The sequence below is a fragment of the Streptacidiphilus sp. MAP5-3 genome (assembly GCF_041262505.1).
Classification (GTDB): Bacteria; Actinomycetota; Actinomycetes; order Streptomycetales; family Streptomycetaceae; genus Streptacidiphilus.
Map to the genome: position 1 here is coordinate 312,746 of NZ_JBGCCL010000003.1, position 15,443 is coordinate 328,188.

Annotated in this window: 14 protein-coding genes; 10 read left to right on the forward strand and 4 right to left on the reverse strand. The window is 71.3% G+C overall.

Features of this window, described 5'->3' with window-relative positions; all coding sequences use genetic code 11:
* Positions 1–70: 70 nt before the first annotated feature.
* The 3 genes from ABH928_RS07680 (at position 71) to ABH928_RS07690 (ending at position 3,101) form a co-directional block, all read left to right on the forward strand.
* Positions 71–1,159, forward strand: coding sequence for a PhoH family protein (locus ABH928_RS07680; RefSeq protein ID WP_370063457.1), 1,089 nt, complete (start codon positions 71–73; stop codon positions 1,157–1,159).
* Positions 1,160–1,252: 93 nt separating this feature from the next.
* Positions 1,253–1,741: an rRNA maturation RNase YbeY gene (ybeY, locus tag ABH928_RS07685; RefSeq protein WP_370063459.1), complete on the forward strand. Its 489-nt coding sequence runs from the start codon at positions 1,253–1,255 to the stop codon at positions 1,739–1,741.
* Between the two features lie 16 nt (positions 1,742–1,757).
* Positions 1,758–3,101 (forward strand): hemolysin family protein, encoded by a 1,344-nt coding sequence (locus tag ABH928_RS07690; protein WP_370063461.1) that lies wholly within the window; start codon positions 1,758–1,760, stop codon positions 3,099–3,101.
* Here ABH928_RS07690 and ABH928_RS07695 read toward each other — a convergent pair whose 3' ends face one another.
* Positions 3,102–4,550, reverse strand: coding sequence for an MFS transporter (locus ABH928_RS07695; RefSeq protein ID WP_370063463.1), 1,449 nt, complete (start codon positions 4,548–4,550; stop codon positions 3,102–3,104).
* Positions 4,551–4,679: 129 nt separating this feature from the next.
* Here ABH928_RS07695 and ABH928_RS07700 point away from each other — a divergent pair, with 129 nt between their 5' ends.
* Together ABH928_RS07700 and ABH928_RS07705 are read left to right on the forward strand one after the other, a co-directional pair.
* Positions 4,680–5,558, forward strand: coding sequence for a helix-turn-helix transcriptional regulator (locus ABH928_RS07700; RefSeq protein WP_370063465.1), 879 nt, complete (start codon positions 4,680–4,682; stop codon positions 5,556–5,558).
* A 125-nt stretch (positions 5,559–5,683) separates the two neighbouring features.
* Positions 5,684–6,892 carry a M20 family metallopeptidase gene (locus ABH928_RS07705; protein WP_370063467.1) on the forward strand — a complete coding sequence of 403 codons (1,209 nt, stop codon included), beginning with the start codon at positions 5,684–5,686 and terminating at the stop codon, positions 6,890–6,892.
* A gap of 67 nt (positions 6,893–6,959) precedes the next feature.
* Here the strand turns inward: ABH928_RS07705 and ABH928_RS07710 are convergent, their stop codons facing one another.
* Positions 6,960–7,991 carry an Lrp/AsnC family transcriptional regulator gene (locus ABH928_RS07710; protein WP_370063469.1) on the reverse strand — a complete coding sequence of 344 codons (1,032 nt, stop codon included), beginning with the start codon at positions 7,989–7,991 and terminating at the stop codon, positions 6,960–6,962.
* A 139-nt stretch (positions 7,992–8,130) separates the two neighbouring features.
* Here ABH928_RS07710 and ABH928_RS07715 point away from each other — a divergent pair, with 139 nt between their 5' ends.
* A complete protein-coding gene (locus tag ABH928_RS07715; protein WP_370063471.1) occupies positions 8,131–9,360 on the forward strand; it encodes a M20 family metallopeptidase in 1,230 nt (409 codons plus the stop codon).
* A 9-nt stretch (positions 9,361–9,369) separates the two neighbouring features.
* Here the strand turns inward: ABH928_RS07715 and ABH928_RS07720 are convergent, their stop codons facing one another.
* Positions 9,370–10,239: an LLM class flavin-dependent oxidoreductase gene (locus tag ABH928_RS07720; RefSeq protein ID WP_370063473.1), complete on the reverse strand. Its 870-nt coding sequence runs from the start codon at positions 10,237–10,239 to the stop codon at positions 9,370–9,372.
* Positions 10,240–10,256: 17 nt separating this feature from the next.
* Between ABH928_RS07720 and ABH928_RS07725 the strand changes: the two genes are divergently transcribed.
* Positions 10,257–10,613 carry a cytidine deaminase gene (locus tag ABH928_RS07725; protein WP_370063475.1) on the forward strand — a complete coding sequence of 119 codons (357 nt, stop codon included), beginning with the start codon at positions 10,257–10,259 and terminating at the stop codon, positions 10,611–10,613.
* A gap of 366 nt (positions 10,614–10,979) precedes the next feature.
* Positions 10,980–11,912, forward strand: a complete 933-nt coding sequence (gene era, locus ABH928_RS07730; protein ID WP_370063477.1) for a GTPase Era — start codon at positions 10,980–10,982, stop codon at positions 11,910–11,912.
* 215 nt (positions 11,913–12,127) lie between these two features.
* On the opposite strand, the gene ABH928_RS07735 is transcribed toward era, so the two are convergent.
* On the reverse strand, positions 12,128–12,394 hold the full coding sequence (locus ABH928_RS07735; RefSeq protein WP_370063479.1) for a hypothetical protein: 267 nt from the start codon (positions 12,392–12,394) through the stop codon (positions 12,128–12,130).
* A 350-nt stretch (positions 12,395–12,744) separates the two neighbouring features.
* Here ABH928_RS07735 and leuA point away from each other — a divergent pair, with 350 nt between their 5' ends.
* Positions 12,745–14,508 (forward strand): 2-isopropylmalate synthase, encoded by a 1,764-nt coding sequence (gene leuA, locus ABH928_RS07740; protein WP_370063481.1) that lies wholly within the window; start codon positions 12,745–12,747, stop codon positions 14,506–14,508.
* Between the two features lie 206 nt (positions 14,509–14,714).
* Positions 14,715–15,443: a TerB family tellurite resistance protein gene (locus tag ABH928_RS07745; RefSeq protein ID WP_370063483.1), complete on the forward strand. Its 729-nt coding sequence runs from the start codon at positions 14,715–14,717 to the stop codon at positions 15,441–15,443.

Here is a 15,443-nt window from a genome sequence, read left to right on the forward strand (position 1 = left end):
CGTCGTACCCTTTCCCTATCAGACGGACCCGACAGTGAAATGGGATGAGGCAGGCCCGAGCGGCCGACCCATGGTTTCTCAAACTGGCGAGACTCGCACCAAGACGGATGCGCAGCCGAAGCAGAACCAGGCACGCATCGTCATTCCGGAAAAGCACCCGATGGTGACCGTGCTCGGCACCGGGGACTCACTCCTCCGCGTGATCGAGAAAGCCTTCCCCGCCGTCGACATCCATGCCCGTGGCAACGAGGTGACCGCCACCGGTGACCCGGCCGAGACGGCTCTCGTCCAGCGCGTGTTCGACGAGATGATGCTGGTGCTGCGCACCGGCCAGCCCCTGACCGAGGACACCGTGGAGCGTTCGATCGCCATGCTGCGCAAGGCGGTGGAGGACCCGAACAGCCCGGAGGCTCACGAGAGTCCGTCCGCCGTCTTCACGGCGAACATCCTCTCCAACCGGGGCCGGTCCATCCGCCCCAAGACGCTCAACCAGCAGGGCTACGTCGACGCCATCGACCGGCACACCATCGTCTTCGGCATCGGCCCGGCCGGTACCGGCAAGACGTACCTGGCCATGGCCAAGGCGGTCCAGGCGCTGCAGGCCAAGCAGGTCAACCGGATCATCCTGACCCGCCCGGCCGTCGAGGCCGGCGAGCGGCTCGGCTTCCTGCCGGGCACGCTCTACGAGAAGATCGACCCGTACCTGCGCCCGCTCTACGACGCGCTGCACGACATGATCGACCCGGACTCGATCCCGCGGCTGATGGCCGCCGGGACCATCGAGGTCGCCCCGCTCGCGTACATGCGTGGACGGACCCTCAACGACGCGTTCATCATCCTCGACGAGGCGCAGAACACCAGCGCCGAGCAGATGAAGATGTTCCTGACCCGTCTCGGCTTCAACTCCAAGATCGTGGTCACCGGTGACGTCACCCAGATCGACCTGCCGGGCGGTACGACCAGCGGTCTGCGCGTGGTCCAGGACATCCTGGCCGATGTGGACGACATCCACTTCACCCGCCTGACCAGCGCCGACGTCGTCCGTCACAAGCTGGTCGGCCGGATCGTCGACGCCTACAGCCGCTACGACGCGCTGGGCGAGTCAGGTCGACCCGGCACGAACGGCGCCGCGCCGCACCAGGCCCGGCACTCCAAGTAGCCCCGGTACAACGAACAGCACCGCCACAACACACAACCCAGGCACCACCCCGCTTCCCGACGAGAACTCAGAAAGCCGAGACCCGCACCCGCCATGGCGATCGACATCAACAACGAATCCGGCACGGAGGTCGACGAGGAGGCGCTCCTCGACGTCGCCCGCTTCGCGCTGGACCGGATGCGCATCCACCCGCTGTCCGAGCTCTCCGTCATCGTCGTCGACGAGGAGGCCATGGCAGCCCTGCACGTGCAGTGGATGGACGAGCCCGGCCCGACGGACGTGATGTCCTTCCCGATGGACGAGCTGCGGCCCGGCAAGGAGGACGAGGAGCTGCCGCAGGGTCTCCTCGGCGACATCGTGCTCTGCCCGGAGGTGGCGACCACGCAGGGCGCCGCCAACGGGCACTCGATGGACGCGGAGCTGCAACTGCTCACGGTCCACGGGGTGTTGCACGTGCTCGGCTACGACCACGAGGACCCGGAGGAGGAGCGCGAGATGTTCGGCCTCCAGAAGCGGATCCTGGACGACTGGCGCGCCGCACGCGGCGAGACCGGCCCGTCCCCGGCTCCGACCACCCGATAACGCGGGGTAGTCGGACATGAGCGGCTTCAGTACCAGCTTCCTCGTCGGGGCGGTGCTGCTCGTCATCTGCGCGTGGCTGGCCGCGTGCGCCGAGGCGGGTATCTCGCGGGTCTCCCGGTTCCGGGCGGAGGAGGCGGTCCGGGCGGGCAAGCGCGGGTCGGAGCGGCTGCTGGCGCTCGCGCGTGACCCGATCCGCTACCTCAATCTGGCCACGCTGATCCGGGTCACCTGCGAGATGGCGGCGGCCGTGCTGGTCACCGTGGTCTGCGTGCGCGGCTTCCACCACACCTGGCAGGCGGTGCTGGTGTCGATCGGCGCGATGGTGCTGGTGTCCTTCGTCGCCGTCGGCGTCTCGCCGCGCACCATCGGCCGCCAGCACCCGCTGAACTCGGCGACCGCGGCCTCCTACGTGCTGGTGCCGCTGGCCCGGGTGATGGGCCCGATCCCGCGGCTGCTGATCCTGCTCGGCAACGCGCTGACGCCGGGCAAGGGCTTCCGCGAGGGCCCGTTCGCATCCGAGGCGGAGCTGCGTGCCCTGGTCGACCTGGCCGAGAAGGACGACCTGATCGAGGACGACGAGCGGCGCATGGTCCACTCCGTCTTCGAGTTGGGCGACACCATCGTCCGCGAGGTGATGGTGCCGCGCACCGACCTGGTGCTGATCGAGCGCGGCAAGAACGTCCGGCAGGCCCTGACGCTGGCGCTGCGCAGCGGCTTCTCCCGGATACCGGTGGTGGGCGAGAACGAGGACGACGTCGTCGGCATCGCCTACCTGAAGGACCTGGTCCGCCGTACCCACACCAACCGTGACGCGGAATCCGAGCCGGTCGGCCAGGTGATGCGCCCGGCCACCTTCGTCCCGGACAGCAAGCCGGTCGCGGACCTGCTGCGGGAGATGCAGCGGGACCGGATCCACGTCGCGGTCGTCATCGACGAGTACGGCGGGACGGCGGGTCTGGTCACCATCGAGGACATCCTGGAGGAGATCGTCGGTGAGATCACCGACGAGTACGACCGCGAGGCCCCGCCGGTCGAGCCCCTCCCGGACGGCTCCTACCGGATCACCGCCCGGCTGCCCGTGGAGGAGCTGGGCGAGCTGTTCGGTATAGAACTCGACGACGAGGACGTGGAGACCGTCGGCGGTCTGCTGGCCAAGGCTCTGGGCAGGGTCCCGATCCCCGGTTCCCAAGCCGAGGTCCTGGTCCCTGCCGCAGACGGGCTGCCGATCGCGGCGATCCGCCTGACTGCGGAGAGCACGGCGGGCCGCCGCAACCGGATCGGGACGCTGCTGGCGTCCCCGGTCCTGCGGGCGGCCCACCACTTCGCGGACGAGGCCGAATCCGGCGCCGACGCGGACTGATCACTTCCTGCGGGCCGCGGCGCCCAGGCCGGCGGCCACCGCGAGGGCGAGGACGGCCAGCGCCACGGCGTCCGCGCCCAGGCCCAGCTTGACGCCGCCCAGCACGTCCGCGTGCGTCGAGGCGAGCGCGCTCAGCAGCGGGATGCCGACGGTCATGCCGACCTGCTGCGTGGTCGTGGCCAGTCCGGTCGCGAGACCCTGCTCGGCGTCCGGCAGGCCGGAGGTCGCGGTGACGTTGTAGCCGACGATCGCCGCCATGTGGCCGATTCCCGCCAGCGAGATGACCGTCAGGAACAGCCAGGTGCCGCGCGTTCCGGCGCTGATGCCCAGCAGCCCGAAGGTGAGCGCCGCCTGCAGCAGCAGGCCGCCGACCAGGACCTTGGCGGAGCCGTGACGGGAGACCAGACGCGGTGCCACCGTCCCGGTGACCGCGCAGACCACGCCGAGGGCGCCGAAGACCAGCCCGGTCAGCACCGGCGACAGGTGGTTGACCTGCTGCAGGTAGAGCGTGCCGAGGAAGACCGCGCCGGGCATGGACGCGAGGGTGGCCAGGCCGCCGAGGTTGCCGAAGGCCACGGTCGGGCGACGCAGGATCCGCAGCGAGACCAGCGGCTCGGCGGTACGGGCCTCGATCACGACGAAGGCGGTCAGCAGCACGGCCGCCGCGATCAGGGTGACCAGTACGGACGTGTCACCGAAGCCGTGCTGCGCGGCCGTGGAGAGGGCGTAGATCAGCGACAGCAGGCCGCCGGTGACCGTCACCGCGCCGGGCACGTCGATCCGCGGACGCACCTCGTTGCGCGACTCGGTCAGCAGCAGCGGCGCGGCGACCAGCACGGCCGCGCCCATCACCACGTTCAGGCCCATGGTCGACCGCCAGGTCAGCAGCTGGGTCAGCACCCCGCCCAGCACCATGCCGCAGGTGAAGCCGATCGCCATCAGGCTGCCCATGATGCCGAGCGCCCGGTCGCGCTGCGGGCCCTCACGGAAGGTCGTGGTCAGCAGTGCCATCCCGGACGGTACGATCGCCGCCGCGCCGAGTCCCTGGAGCGCCCGGCCGATCAGGAAGCTGGTCGGTGACCAGGCGAGGGTGGCCAGCACGGACGCCGCGGTGAAGAGCGACAGCCCGGTCAGGAAGATCCGGCGTCGGCCGACCGAGTCGGCGATCCGCCCGAAGAGCAGCAGGAACCCGCCGGACGGCAGCGCGAAGGCGGTCATGCCCCACTGCAGGTTCGCCTGCGACAGGTGCAGCGCGCGGCCCAGCGTGGGGAGCGCGATGTTGAGGATGGAGAAGTCCAGCGCCACCGCGAACTGGGCGGCACAGAGCACGAAGAGGACCAGCCGGGTCCGTCCGGAGAGCCTGCCTGTGGACGGAGCGAAGGGGTCTTCGGTGAGAGCGTCTTCGGTCAGAGGGCCACTGGTGCGGGAGAGTGTCGAGTCGATCGCCATGACCAGCATCGTGCTGCGGTTCAACAGGTGGTGGAGAGAGGGCGCTTGTCCTGTTGGTGGGAACACCAGGCAACCAGGGTCGGTTAGTCTGGGCACGCAGCCGGACGGCATGGGGGAACAGGGGAGTCCGTGGACGTTCGTACCAGTACTGCTGACGCACGCCGCCGGGCGGATCTGCGCGAGTTCCTGATGAGCCGACGGGCGCGGGTCAGCCCCGCCGAGGCCGGGCTGCCGGACGGCGGAGCGCGGCGGCGGACGCCGGGGCTGCGCCGCGAGGAGGTCGCGGTGCTGGCCGGGGTCGGCGTGAGCTGGTACCAGTGGCTGGAGCAGGGCCGCGACATCACCGTCTCCGGCCAGGTGCTCGACTCGGTCTCGCGGGTGTTGCGCCTGGACGAGCCGGAGCGGCGGCACCTCTACGTGCTGGCCGGTATCAACCCGCCGCTGGAGGCGGTCCCGGAGACGAACACGCCGGTGGCCGAGTCGATCCGACGGCTGATCGACTCCTGGATGCCGATGCCGGCCAACGTCATCGACCGGTACTGGAACAGCATCGCGGTCAACGACGCGGCGGGGTCCGTCTTCGACATGACCGACTCCTGGCGCAACTGCCTGATCGCGTACTTCACCAACCCCATCTACCGCGCCCGGAACGTCGGTTGGGACCAGGACGCGGCGGCTGCCGCGGCCGAGTACCGAGCGGTCGCGGCGGAGTTCCCCGGGGACGAGGGGTTCCTCCAGATCGTCGAGGAACTGGCGGGAACGAGCGAGGAGTTCGCCGCGCTCTGGGCACGCGGCGACGTCCGCCGTCCGGGCACGCGCTCCAAGCTGATCGACCATCCGCTGGTCGGCGACCTGCACTTCGAGAGCACCCAGCTGCGGGTGCCGGAGCGGCCGGACCTGACCGTCGTGCTGCACAACGCGGTCCCGGGCACGGACACCATGGCCAAGCTGGAGTGGCTCGCCTCCCCGGAGGGCCGCCGCTCGACGTTCCGGCCGCTCGCGGGCTGATCCGTGCATGTGGCGGCCTCGTCCGGTTGATCCGTGCACAGAGGTGGTGCCCGATGGGCGGCGGAGGAGCATGTGCCTGCACGAGCAGCCGCACGAGCAGTCAGCACGAGTCGCCGGAGACGTCCATGGCCCCCACCTTTGCCGAGTCCGCAGCCTTCCTGCAACTGGAGTTGGCCGCGTTGCGGCGGGAGATCCACCGGGAGCCGGAGATCGGCCTGGACCTGCCGAAGACGCAGGCGCGGATCGTCGCGGCGCTGGACGGTCTGGGGTTGGACGAGCACAGCCTTGAGGTGACGCTCGGGCGGAAGCTGAGCAGCGTCACGGCGGTGCTGCGTGGCGGGCGTCCGGGTCCTGCGGTGCTGCTGCGGGCGGACATGGACGCGTTGCCGGTGCAGGAGACGAGCGGTCTGCCGTTCGCCTCGCAGATCCCGGGGGCGATGCATGCCTGTGGTCATGACCTGCATGTGGCCGGACTGGTGGGCGCGGCGCGGCTGTTGGCGGAGCGGCGGGAGGAGCTCGCCGGGTCGGTGGTCTTCATGTTCCAGCCCGGCGAGGAGGGCCAGGGCGGCGCGCAGCAGATGATCGACGAGGGCGTGCTGGACGCGGCAGGCGAACGCGTGGTCGCCGCCTACGCGTTGCACGTCGCCGCCGCGCTGCTCCCGGCCGGGTGGGTGGCGGGGCGTCCCGGGCCGATCATGGCCGCGTGCGACAAGCTGCAGGTCACCCTGCGTGGTCGCGGCGGGCACGGTTCCAGCCCGCATTCCGCCCTGGATCCGGTCCCGGCGGCGTGCGAGGCGGTGCTGGCGCTCCAGTCGATGGTGACCCGGCGGTTCGACGCCTTCGACCCGGTGGTGCTGACCGTGGGCACATTCCACGCGGGCAGCGTGGAGAACGTCATCCCGGAGACGGCGACCTTCGCCGCGACCATCCGCTCGTTCTCGGTCGAGGCGCGGGCACGGGTCTTCGAGGAGTCGCTGCGCGTGGTGCGCGGCGTGGCCGAGGCGCACGGGCTGACCGTGGAGGCCGAGATCGAGCCCGGCTACCCGGTCACCGTCAACGACCCGGCCGAGGCCGCCTTCGCCGCCCGGACGGTGGCGAGCACGCTGGGGGAGGGCCGGTACGCCGAGATGCCGCACCCGGTGGCCGGATCCGAGGACTTCGGCGTCATCGGCGCGCTGGTGCCGTCCGCGTACGTGATGCTGGGCGCGTGTCCGGCGGACCGGGATCCCCTCGCGGCCCCCTACAACCACGCCCCGGAGGCGGCCTTCGACGACGGCGTCCTGGCCGACGGCGCCGCGCTGCTCGCCGCGCTGGCCTTCGACCGCTTGGCTTAGCCGCCGAGGTCAGTCCAGGCGTTGGGGCCAGGTTAGCCGCCGAGGTCAGACAGGCGTTGAGGTCGGGTTAGGCGTCGATCGGCACATAGCCGACCGCGCGTCCCTCGGGGTCGAGGAGGCGGCCGACGAGTTTGACCGTGCGCAGCGTGACCTGACGGTCGATCACCCGGGCCGTCGGGAACGCGTGGCCGAACGCGGCTTCCACCCGGCGGGCCTCGCCGACCTGGTGGGTCATCACATACGCCACCACATTGGCCTCCGCGCCCGCGACCACGCCGCACATCCGGGTCTGGGCGAGGTCGCCGAGCCAGCGGCAGGCGGCGTCGAGGTCCGCCGACGGGACGTCCAGCCACAGCGTGGTGCCGACCGCGTGGCCGCCCAGGCGCGGGCTCGCGTCGCAACGCAGCACCAGGCGGCCGGAGCGGCGCAGTTCGTCGACGCGGCGGCGGACCGTGGTCGGCGGCAGCCCGGTCCGCTCCGCCAGCTCGGCGAAGGTCATCCGGCCGTCCGCGCCGAGCGCCTGCATCAGCGCCCGGTCGGTCGGGCCGAGGCGTGCGGGGCTGCCGTCGGTCGCGGGCCGCTCGCTGTCGAGCAGGTCCCCGTCGGGCCGGTCGCCGATGGCCTCGCGCTGCTCCGGGTCGAGTGCGCCGTCGCGCCAGGTGCTGCCCTCGCGCAGGGTGCGTTCGACGAAGGCGGTCCGGGTGCGCAGCACGCCGGGGACGTGGCTGACGCGGTCCAGCACGTAGGCCGTGAGCTGATGCGGGGTCAGCGCGGCCACGGTGACGATCACGTCCGCGCCGCCGCTCACCAGGTCGACGGTCGGCGCCTGCGGGTCCCTCGCCAGCGTCGCGGCCACCTGGGTGACGGCGTCGGCCCGGCACTCCACCGAGACCAGTGCCGTGAGGCCCCTGCCGATCCGCTCTGCGGACGGGTAGCAGGTCACCCAGGCGTCGCCGTCGGCGGAAAGCCGGGCCCAGCGCCGGGACAGCGTCGCGGGGTCGACGCCGAGCGGCCCGGCCAGCCGGGACCACGGCGCCCGCGGGTCGGCCCGCAGCGCGTCGACCAGGGCCAGGTCCAGTTCGTCGATCACAGCCGCCATGATGGCCGATCCGTACTGCCGTGTCCCCGCACGAACGGTGTCCACACTCGAACGGTGTCCCTGCACGAACCGTGTCCCTCCGGGCCCGCGAGGGCTAGCCTCGGAATCGATGTGATCATCGAGCTCGGGAGGTCCGTCCATGACCACGACACCCACCGCCGCCCTTCGCGAGTCCGCCGCCTCGCTGCAGCCGGAGTTGGCCGCGCTGCGGCGGGAGATCCACCGGGAGCCGGAGATCGGCCTCGACCTGCCGAAGACGCAGGCCCGGATCCTCGCGGCGATCGCGGGACTGGGTCTGGACCAGCACAGCCTGAAAGTGACGCTGGGTCAGAAGCTCAGCAGCGTGACGGCGGTGCTGCGTGGCGGGCGTCCGGGTCCTGCGGTCGTGCTGCGCGGGGACATGGACGCGTTGCCGGTGCAGGAGACGAGTGGTCTGCCGTTCGCCTCGCAGATCGCGGGCGCGATGCATGCCTGCGGTCATGACCTGCATGTGGCCGGACTGGTGGGCGCGCTGCGGCTGTTGGCGGAGCGGCGGGAGGAGCTGGCCGGGTCGGTGGTCTTCATGTTCCAGCCCGGCGAGGAGGGTCAGGGCGGCGCGAAGATCATGCTCGACGAGGGCCTGCTCGACGCGGCCGGGGTCGAGGTCGTCGCCGCTTACGGGCTGCACGTCGTCGCCGGGGTGCTGCCCGGCGGTGTGGTCTCCGGCCGCCCCGGACCGGCGATGGCGGCGGCCGACAGCCTCTACGTCACCATGCGCGGTCGCGGCGGCCACGGCTCGGCCCCGCAGGCCGCGCTGGACCCGATCCCGGCGCTCTGCGAGGCGGTGACCGCGCTGCAGACGATGGTGACCCGGCGGTTCGACGCCTTCGACCCGGTCGTCGTCACCGTCGGACACATCCAGGGCGGCACCATCAACAACGTCATCCCGGACGACGCGTCGTTCGAGGCCACCGTCCGCTCCTTCTCACCCGAGGCACGGGCCCGGGCCGAGGAGGAGACGCTGCGGGTGGTGCGCGGGGTCGCCGCCGCGCACGGGCTGGAGGTGGACGCGCGCTACGAGCGGCTCTACCCGGTCACCATGAACGACCCGGCCGAGGCCGAGTTCGCCGCCCGGACCGTCCGTGAGCTGCTCGGCGAGGACCGCTTCCGGCCGATGCCGCAGCCGCTCGCGGGCGCGGAGGACTTCTCCTTCGTCTGCGAGCGGGTCCCGTCCGCGTACTTCTTCCTCGGCGCCTGCCCGCCGGGCGGCGACCCGGAGACGGCCGCCTACAACCACTCGCCGGAGGCGCTCTTCGACGACTCGGTCCTCGCCGACGGCGCCGCCCTGCTGGCCCAGCTCGCGCTCGGTCGGCTCAGTCGCGAGAGCTAGTGCCTGGGCCTAGCCGCGCAGCTCCTTGAGCACGGTGGCGACCTGCCCGAGCGGGTCGGGGCCGACGGGCCGCAGCACCACCGTTCCGGCGCCCGCCGCGCCGAGCGCGCGGACCCCTGCCGCGGCCTTGGCCGGGGTGCCGGAGAGGGCGAAGGTCTGCTCCACCGGGCGTCCGAGCCAGGCGGCGTGCTCGGCCACGGCGCGGTGGAGCTCGGTCTCGGCGTCCGCGCCGACGCCGAGGTAGGCCAGGACGGCCAGCAGGTACGCAGGTCCCGCGCCGCCGCGCTCGGCGAGGGCACGGGCGGCGCGCAGGTCGTCCGGGCCCATGCCCTCGACGGCCAGCGTCCCGTCGGCAACCCGGCCCGCCAGCTCCAGCGACTTGGGCGAGACCACGCCGGCCAGCACCGGCGGCATCGCGTCCGGCGCGGGCGGGTGGACCAGCTCGACACCGTCCATCCGGAGCTCCCGGCCGTCGACGGTCACCCGTTCGCCACGCAGCAGTCCTCGGACGGCGGTCACCGTCTCCTCCAGCAGCGCGAGCGGTGACCGCGGCGCGACGCCGACCTGCCGCATCCACTCGCGGACGCCGTGCCCGATCCCGGCCGTGAACCGCCTGGGGAAGGCGCGCGCTAGCGTGGCGATCTCCATGGCCAGGAGGGCGGGGCTGCGCAGGGGTGCAGGCGCGATGCCGAGCCCGACCCGTATGCGTTCGGTCGCCCCCAGCGCCACGGCTGCGGCGGTCATACCGCCGTTCCAGCCCAGGTCCTCGACCACCCACAGATCGTCCACCCCGAGCGCCTCCGCATCGCGGGCGAAGGCGGCCAACCCGGCCGGGTCCCACGAGCGGTCGAACATCACACCGATCCGAAGGTCAGTCATGCCCGTATTCTCGTGCCATGAGCGAGCAGCCCGTCGAGCTTGACGCAGAAGACAAGAAGATCATCACTCTGGCCCGGTCCGCCCGGGCCCGTAATGGCGTCGCCGAGGGCGCGGCGGTCCGTGACGAGACCGGCCGCACCTATGTCGCCGGCACGGTCGCGCTGCCGTCGCTGCACCTCAGCGCGTTGCAGACGGCCGTGGCCATGGCCGTCGCCAGCGGCGCCAAGGGCCTGGAGGCAGCCGCGGTCGTCTCCGACGCCAATCACCCGGCCGACGAGGACGTCGCCGCGGTCCGCGACCTCGGCGGTGCCGGGACGTCCGTTTTCCTGGCCGGTACCGACGCCGTGGTGCGGCAGACGGTCGTCGTGGAGTAGGGCGAGTCCGGTGTAGGTCTCTTGTCGGGAGCCCCGGTCCGTTCAGGGTCGGGGCCGATGGCTCGGTGTCAGTGCGGCTTATTTCCAGTGTGGCTCGGTGTCGGTGACGGTCGGCGAGGGGGACGGGTGCGGGGCGTCGGGATCGTCTGCGGAGTGCTGTTCGTGCTCATGGGCATGGGCCACTGGCAGCAGAACCACAACTGGGGCTGGCTCGCGGCGTCGATCGCGGTCGCCCTGTTCACGCTCGTCTCCCTCTTCCAGCGGGGGAAGTAGGCGGGGGAAGTAGCCGGTGCCTCGGCGGGTGTTCCGGTCGGCGCCTTGGCGGCTCTGATCACGTCCGCTCCCCGCGTAGGGGACAATGGCCGCATGAGTTCTAGCTCCACCCAGCAGCACCGCTCGGGATTCGCCTGTTTCGTCGGGCGGCCCAACGCCGGCAAGTCGACGCTGACCAACGCGCTCGTCGGCACCAAGGTTGCGATCACCTCCGACCGTCCACAGACCACTCGGCACACCGTGCGCGGCATCGTGCACCGCCCCGAGGCGCAGCTCGTTCTGGTCGACACGCCCGGCCTGCACAAGCCCCGCACACTCCTCGGTGAGCGTCTCAACGACGTGGTGCGCGCGACCTGGGCCGAGGTCGACGTCATCGGCTTCTGCCTGCCCGCCGACCAGAAGATCGGCCCCGGCGACAAGTTCATCGCCAAGGAGATCGCCGGGATCAAGCGCCGGCCGAAGGTCGCCATCGTCACCAAGACGGACCTGGTCGACTCCAAGCGCCTGGCGGAGCAGTTGCTCGCCGTCGCGCAGCTGGGCGCGGAGTTCGGCATCGAGTGGGCCGAGATCATCCCCGTCTCCGCCAAGGACGGCCACCAGGTCGACCTGCTCGTCGACCTCCTGGTCCCGCTGCTGCCCGAGGGCCCGCAGCTGTACCCGGACGGCGACCTGACAGACGAGCCCGAACAGGTCATGGTCGCGGAGCTGATCCGCGAGGCCGCGCTGGAGGGCGTCCGCGACGAGCTGCCGCACTCGCTCGCCGTCGTGGTCGAGGAGATGCTCCCGCGCGAGGACCGTCCCGCCGACCGCCCGCTGCTCGACATCCACGCCAACGTCTACATCGAGCGGCAGAGCCAGAAGGCCATCGTCATCGGTGCCAAGGGCGCGCGGCTCAAGCACGTCGGCACGGTCGCCCGTAAGCAGATCGAGGCCCTCCTCGGCACGCCGGTCTTCCTGGACCTCCACGTCAAGGTCGCCAAGGACTGGCAGCGCGACCCGAAGCAGCTGCGCAAGCTCGGCTTCTGACGCACGGTCAAAACCGCTGCTGCGCAGCCGGTTTGGCGAAGTGCGGGGGAGCACGAAAGGATGACGGGGAGACGACCCCGGAGGTGCCTCTCCCGGGTTTGACGCCCGGCGACCGGACCCGTCCCTGAGCAGTGCCTGGCCCAGGGGTGGGACCGGTTCCGGTTCCACCCCTCGCGTTCTCCGGAGTTGTGCGGAGTTCTCCAGGGCCCTCCGGATCAGACGGTGCTCAGGACCAGTCCTATCAGGGAGCGCTGACTCTCCGTCAGCTGTGGCTCCGTGCAGTAGCCCGTGGGGCGGCCGTCCACCGTGATGGCGTACTGGTAGCCGTGCGGCCCGGCCAGGATCGGGTTGCGGGTGCAGGCGCCGAGGGCCTCCCGGACGATGGCGTGGATGTGCGGGGCATCCGGCCGCCCCTCCGTGTCCAGCAGGGCCCGGTGCTCGTTCGCGGCGGACCCGTCCGTACGGGTGACCAAGATGCGCATAGTAATCAGTGTGCTCCGTGCAGCAACGAAAATGGAGCCCCGAAAGGCCTTGACTCTTGCTGAGTGATCACTCGATCACCAATCGCTCAGGACTCGCTCACCGCTTGACCGTTCCGGACGGGCGTCTCACAGAGCGGAACGCTCGCCTCATGAACTCGGTGTCGCGAAGTCGTTGGGTTACTCTGGGCTGCATCATGCGTTACGGGCTGCTTCTTCTTAGCTGCCGCGGCGAGGGCCCGAGTTGATCGAGGCCGACTCCCTCGCCGCGGGGGTGGGTGCTGCGCGTTTGTGACTCCGCAGCTCGTCGGCCGCCTCTCGGAGCGACAGACGCCACAGGAGACGAACCCACCATGACCCAGCAGCCCTTCAACGAGCGCCCCACCCCGATCACCGCCGCGACCGTCCGGCAGCAGCCCTCGGGGATGCCGTTCCAGCGCTACGTACCGTTCGGCGCCGTCGACCTGCCGGACCGCACCTGGCCGGGCAAGGTCATCACCAAGGCGCCGCGCTGGCTGTCCACGGACCTGCGGGACGGCAACCAGGCCCTGATCGACCCGATGTCGCCGGCGCGCAAGCGGGCCATGTTCGACCTGCTGGTCAAGCTGGGCTACAAGGAGATCGAGGTCGGCTTCCCCTCGTCCGGCGCCACCGACTTCGACTTCGTGCGCTCCATCATCGAGGAGGGCGCGATCCCCGAGGACGTGACCATCTCCGTCCTGACCCAGGCCCGCGAGGAGCTGATCGAGCGCACGGTGGAGTCGCTGCGCGGCGCGCCCCGGGCCACGGTCCACCTGTACAACGCCACCTCGCCGCTGTTCCGCCGGGTGGTCTTCCACGCCTCCAAGGACGAGATCAAGCAGATCGCCGTCGACGGCACCCGTCTGGTGATGGAGTACGCCGAGAAGATCCTGGGCGACGACACGATCTTCGGCTACCAGTACTCGCCGGAGATCTTCATCGACACCGAGCTGGACTTCGCACTGGACGTCTGCGAGGGCGTCATGGACGTCTGGCAGCCCGGCGAGGGCCGCGAGATCATCCTGAACCTGCCGACCACGGTCGAGCGCTCCACGCCGAACGTCTACGCCGACAAGATCGAGTGGATGTCGCGCAACCTGTCGCGCCGCGAGTTCGTCGCGCTGTCCACCCACCCGCACAACGACCGCGGTACGGGTGTCGCCTCCGCCGAGCTGGCCGTGATGGCCGGCGCCGACCGCGTCGAGGGCTGCCTGTTCGGGCAGGGCGAGCGGACCGGCAACCTGGACCTGGTCAACGTCGCGCTGAACCTGTTCTCGCAGGGAGTCGACCCCGAGGTCGACCTGTCGCAGATCGACGAGGTCCGGCGCACCTGGGAGTACTGCAACCAGATGTCGATCGCCGAGCGCCACCCGTACGTCGGCGACCTGGTCTACACGTCCTTCTCCGGTTCGCACCAGGACGCGATCAAGAAGGGCTTCGACGCGCTGGAGGCCGACGCCAAGGCGGCGGGCCACCCGGTCGGGGAGCACACCTGGGGCGTCCCGTATCTGCCGATCGACCCGAAGGACGTGGGTCGCTCATACGAGGCGGTCATCCGGGTCAACAGCCAGTCGGGCAAGGGCGGCGTCTCCTACGTCCTGAAGAACGACCACAGCCTGGACCTGCCGCGCCGGATGCAGATCGAGTTCTCGCGGATCATCCAAGCCAAGACGGACGCCGAGGGCGGCGAGGTCACCCCGACGCAGATCTGGGACTCGTTCGAGAACGAGTACCTGCCCACCCCGGCGACCCCCTGGGGCCGGATCCAGCTGCGTTCGCACCAGGCGTCCTCGACGGCCGACGGCACCGACACCATCACCGTGGACGCGACGGTCGACGGCGCGGACATCACCCTGTCCGGCACGGGTAACGGCCCGGCCGACGCGTTCGTCGCCGCGCTGGCCCAGGTCGGCGTCGACGTACGGGTCCTGGACTACGCGGAGCACACCATGAGCCAGGGCGCGGACGCCCGCGCCGCGGCGTACTGGGAGTGCGCGGTCGACGGCAAGGTCGTCTGGGGCGTCGGCATGGACACCAGCATCGTCCGCGCGTCGATCAAGGCGATCGTCTCTGCGGTCAACCGCGCACAGCGGTAGTCACCCCGTACGTACGCCCGCACCAGGGGCGTGGGATCCCGCACACCGCGCGGTCCCGCGCCCCTGGTGCGCGTCCGGGCGGGGCGACACAAGGCCCGAGACCTGCCGTCCCAAAGCGTTCCCGGGGTACTGACAGGCCGTCATCCGCGTGGCAGCATCTTTGGTCAACCGACATCGAGGTCGGCCGACGCAGTCGGGAGCGCGCCGTGACGCACGTGGTCGCTGTCTCAGCCCGGTGGCACACCGAGCTTCTTGGGGAGTTCTACTGCCTCGCCTGCGGAGGCGACCGTAACTACCGCAGACAGCGCGGGCGGAACTGGCTGCGGGTGGCGGGGATCCCGCTGCTGCCGCTGCGGCGGGCGGCCGCGACGCTCCAGTGCACCTCGTGCCGGGCGCGCTACGGGCTGGACACCCTGGCGCATCCGACCTCCAGCCAGCTGCTGTCGATGCTGCGCAACGCCCACCATGCCGTCGCGCTCGCGGTCCTGGCCGCGTCCGGCGGCGACTCCGCCGCGCCCGCGGTGCGGGACGCGGCTTTGGCGGGGCTGCGCGAGGCGGGCTTCACGGACCTGGACGCGGACGGGCTGCTGGCTGGGTTGGCCGGGTTGGCCGGGATGGCCGAGTCGGACGGCGAGGGCGACGGGGAGGGCGGCGCAGACCTGGACGAGGACGGGGACGACCTGCTCGGCGAACTCTGTGGCTGCGGCAGCGCCCTCGTCGTCGAACTGCACACCGCGATCGAGCCGCTCGCGCCGCACCTGCTCGGGCCGGGGCTGACCCGGCTACTGACCCAGGGCGCGGTGATCGCGCTCGCCGACGGGCCCTACCGGCCCGACGAGCGGGCCACGCTGCGGGCGGTCGGGCAGTGCCTCGGGCTCAGCAGCGACGAGATCGACGCCACCCTGGCCGCCGCCGCCCGGACCCCGCGCTCCTGA

Coding starts and splice junctions, on each gene's coding strand:
- ABH928_RS07680 (WP_370063457.1), top strand. CDS start 71: ATGGTTTCTCAAACTGGCGAGACTCGCACCAAGACGGATGCGCAGCCG.
- ybeY (WP_370063459.1), top strand. CDS start 1,253: ATGGCGATCGACATCAACAACGAATCCGGCACGGAGGTCGACGAGGAG.
- ABH928_RS07690 (WP_370063461.1), top strand. CDS start 1,758: ATGAGCGGCTTCAGTACCAGCTTCCTCGTCGGGGCGGTGCTGCTCGTC.
- ABH928_RS07695 (WP_370063463.1), bottom strand. CDS start 4,550: ATGGCGATCGACTCGACACTCTCCCGCACCAGTGGCCCTCTGACCGAA.
- ABH928_RS07705 (WP_370063467.1), top strand. CDS start 5,684: ATGGCCCCCACCTTTGCCGAGTCCGCAGCCTTCCTGCAACTGGAGTTG.
- ABH928_RS07710 (WP_370063469.1), bottom strand. CDS start 7,991: ATGGCGGCTGTGATCGACGAACTGGACCTGGCCCTGGTCGACGCGCTG.
- ABH928_RS07715 (WP_370063471.1), top strand. CDS start 8,131: ATGACCACGACACCCACCGCCGCCCTTCGCGAGTCCGCCGCCTCGCTG.
- ABH928_RS07720 (WP_370063473.1), bottom strand. CDS start 10,239: ATGACTGACCTTCGGATCGGTGTGATGTTCGACCGCTCGTGGGACCCG.
- ABH928_RS07725 (WP_370063475.1), top strand. CDS start 10,257: ATGAGCGAGCAGCCCGTCGAGCTTGACGCAGAAGACAAGAAGATCATC.
- era (WP_370063477.1), top strand. CDS start 10,980: ATGAGTTCTAGCTCCACCCAGCAGCACCGCTCGGGATTCGCCTGTTTC.
- ABH928_RS07735 (WP_370063479.1), bottom strand. CDS start 12,394: ATGCGCATCTTGGTCACCCGTACGGACGGGTCCGCCGCGAACGAGCAC.
- leuA (WP_370063481.1), top strand. CDS start 12,745: ATGACCCAGCAGCCCTTCAACGAGCGCCCCACCCCGATCACCGCCGCG.